Raw genomic sequence first — 3,635 nt, forward strand, 5'->3', positions numbered from 1 at the left:
GCCGGCCCTGTCTCGTGTATCCCGATCGAAACGAACAGAGTTGTCCAAGTCAAATATACTAACCCGAGCGACCCGCGTTGATCAGCTGCACGGCTGGGAGACCATATGGGGTTGCTCAATTGTCCTCGTCCAAGTGGCGGGGGCGGGAAATGTATGTTTTTGGTTCAGAAGAACGATCATCTTTAGTTACCAGCTGGATGATCACGATCGATCTGACCGAACTCTGCAGGCCGACAGGCCGAAAGAGTTCACGTCCTCAAGTAGCCGAATAGGCGGTAGGACAAATGGTCAAGTCTTTCTTTTTCTGGATCAAATCAAGCGCGAGAAGGGCGTTTGGTGAATGCCTTGGCAGCAAGAGGCGATGAAAGACGTGATACTCTGCGATAAGCCATGGGGAGCTGAGAATAAGCTTTGATCCATGGATCTCTGAATGGGGCAACCCACCTGAAAGTTTGTTATTGTTAGTTCTGCTAATCAATAATGGGCTTAACCAGGTATTTATGACCTGAATACATAGGGTTATAAAGGCAAACCCGGGGAACTGAAACATCTAAGTACCCGGAGGAAAGGAAATCAATTGATACTCCCCTAGTAGCGGCGAGCGAACGGGGACCAGCCGAGCCGTGAGTGTGAATAGAACCTGTTGGGAAGCAGGACCATAGAGGGTGATAGTCCCGTATATGAAGCATGATCGGACGTATTAAGTAGGGCGGAACACGTGAAATTCTGTCTGAAGATCGGAGGACCACCTTCGAAGGCTAAGTACTCCTTGCTGACCGATAGTGAACCAGTACCGTGAGGGAAAGGTGAAAAGCACCCCGACGAGGGGAGTGAAACAGTACCTGAAACCGAACGCCTACAATCAGTCGGAGGATCCTCGAGATCTGACGGCGTACCTTTTGTATAATGGGTCATCGACTTGGTCTCACGAGCAAGCTTAAGCCGTTAGGTGTAGGCGTAGCGAAAGCGAGTCTTAATAGGGCGTATGAGTTCGTGGGATCAGACCCGAAACCGAGTGATCTAGGCATGGCCAGGTTGAAGGTAAGGTAACACTTACTGGAGGACCGAACCCACATCCGTTGAAAAGGATCGGGATGAGCTGTGCCTAGGGGTGAAAGGCCAATCAAACTCGGAGATAGCTGGTTCTCTGCGAAATCTATTTAGGTAGAGCGTCATCCGAATACCCCGGGGGGTAGAGCACTGGATGGGTAATGGGGCCCCACAGGCTTACTGATCCTAACCAAACTCCGAATACCCGGGAGTACTAGATGGCAGACACACTGCGGATGCTAACGTCCGTAGTGGAGAGGGAAACAACCCTGACCTACGACTAAGGCCCCCAATTCATGGCTAAGTGGGAAAGCAGGTGGGACGACCAAAACAACCAGGAGGTTGGCTTAGAAGCAGCCATCCTTTAAAGATAGCGTAACAGCTCACTGGTCTAAATAAGTTGTCCTGCGGCGAAGATGTAACGGGGCTCAAGCCATGAGCCGAAGTCTAGGGATGCGTAAGCATCGGTAGCAGAGCGTAGTGTGACATAGTTCCTATCCTCTTTAGCGTTCTTCGGAACGCCTTGGAGGATATTTGGAGCTTTCGATGAAGCGGGCGCGTGAGCGATCCCGTGGAGAGATCACTAGTGAGAATGATGACATGAGTAGCGACAAAGAGTGTGAGAGACACTCTCGCCGAAAGTCCAAGGGTTCCTGCTTAAAGCTAATCTGAGCAGGGTAAGCCGGCCCCTAAGCCGAGGCCGAAAGGCGTAGGCGATGGGAACTAGGTTAATATTCCTAGGCCAGGAGGATGTGACGGATCACAGGTGTAGTTCAATCTTATCGGATTGATTGGGCTGCTGAGTGGTTCCTGGAAATAGCCCTCCATCAGACCGTACCCTAAACCGACACAGGTGGACTGGTAGAGCATACCAAGGCGCTTGAGAGAACGATGTTGAAGGAACTCGGCAAAATACCTCCGTAAGTTCGCGAGAAGGAGGCCCGGTTCCTAGGCAACTAGGGGCTGGGGGCACAAACCAGGGGGTGGCGACTGTTTATTAAAAACACAGGGCTCTGCGAAGTCGCAAGACGACGTATAGGGTCTGACGCCTGCCCGGTGCCTGAAGGTTAAAAGGAGAGGTGAGAGCCTTGAATTGAAGCCCAGGTAAACGGCGGCCGTAACTATAACGGTCCTAAGGTAGCGAAATTCCTTGTCGGGTAAGTTCCGACCTGCACGAATGGCGTAACGACTTCCCCGCTGTCTCCAACATCGACTCAGCGAAATTGAATTGCCTGTCAAGATGCAGGCTTCCCGCGGTTAGACGGAAAGACCCCGTGCACCTTTACTACAGCTTCGCACTGGCATCAGGATTGTGATGTGCAGGATAGGTGGTAGGCTTTGAAGCAGGAACGCAAGTCCCTGTGGAGCCTCCCTTGAGATACCACCCTTCGCACTCTTGATGTCTAACCGCGGTCCGTTATCCGGATCCGGGACCCTGCGTGGCGGGTAGTTTGACTGGGGCGGTCGCCTCCTAAAGCGTAACGGAGGCGCGCGAAGGTTGGCTCAGAGCGGTCGGAAATCGCTCGTTGAGTGCAATGGCAGAAGCCAGCCTGACTGCAAGACTGACAAGTCGAGCAGAGTCGAAAGACGGCCATAGTGATCCGGTGGTCCCGAGTGGAAGGGCCATCGCTCAACGGATAAAAGGTACGCCGGGGATAACAGGCTGATACTGCCCAAGAGTCCATATCGACGGCAGTGTTTGGCACCTCGATGTCGGCTCATCTCATCCTGGGGCTGGAGCAGGTCCCAAGGGTACGGCTGTTCGCCGTTTAAAGAGGTACGTGAGCTGGGTTTAGAACGTCGTGAGACAGTTCGGTCCCTATCTGCCGTGGGTGTAGGAGACTTGAGAGGAGTTGCCCCTAGTACGAGAGGACCGGGGTGAACGATCCACTGGTGGACCAGTTGTCGTGCCAACGGCAGTGCTGGGTAGCTATGATCGGACAGGATAACCGCTGAAGGCATCTAAGCGGGAAGCCCCCCTCAAAACAAGGTCTCCCTGAGGGCCGTGGAAGACCACCACGTCAATAGGCCGGAGATGTAAGCGCAGTAATGCGTTCAGTTGACCGGTACTAATCGCCCGATAGGCTTGATTTGATCCAGTAATGGAAAGACAAGACCAAAGACATACACACCTTGAACATGGACAGCGCGTGCCAACGCAAACGGCACTGTTGATTGACTATACAACCGAGTGGCAACGCGCATTCGCTTCGCGAATACGCTGCCTGCCACCTGTCGCTTTCTTGCGTCGCAAGAAAGTCGACATGGGCTTTTCCTCGGTTTGGTGGTCATAGCGCAAGTGAAACACCCGGTCCCATCCCGAACCCGGAAGTTAAGCACTGCCGCGCCAATGGTACTTGGGCTTAAGCCCCGGGAGAGTAGGTCACCGCCAAACCTAGTAAAAGCCCATATCTCTCTAATACGATGAAAAGAACACTACCCGGTCTCAAGTAGCCGAATAGGCGGTAGACCAACGCAAAGTGTCGCGGGATGGAGCAGCCCGGTAGCTCGTCAGGCTCATAACCTGAAGGTCGCAGGTTCAAATCCTGCTCCCGCAACCAGCGTCAGAAAACCTCAGAACAGCC

Annotated in this window: 1 tRNA gene and 2 rRNA genes; all 3 read left to right on the plus strand. The window is 53.2% G+C overall.

The features are described 5' to 3' along the window. The first annotated feature begins 312 nt into the window (after positions 1-312). The 3 genes from ACR0KG_RS20260 (at position 313) to ACR0KG_RS20270 (ending at position 3,611) form a co-directional block, all read left to right on the plus strand. Positions 313-3,144: ribosomal RNA gene (locus ACR0KG_RS20260) — 23S ribosomal RNA — on the plus strand. Positions 3,145-3,330: 186 nt separating this feature from the next. Further along, positions 3,331-3,445: ribosomal RNA gene (rrf, locus tag ACR0KG_RS20265) — 5S ribosomal RNA — on the plus strand. 89 nt (positions 3,446-3,534) lie between these two features. Continuing rightward, positions 3,535-3,611, plus strand: a tRNA-Met gene (locus tag ACR0KG_RS20270). The last annotated feature ends 24 nt before the right edge of the window (positions 3,612-3,635 follow it).

It is taken from the genome of Ruegeria sp. H4, assembly GCF_056533065.1.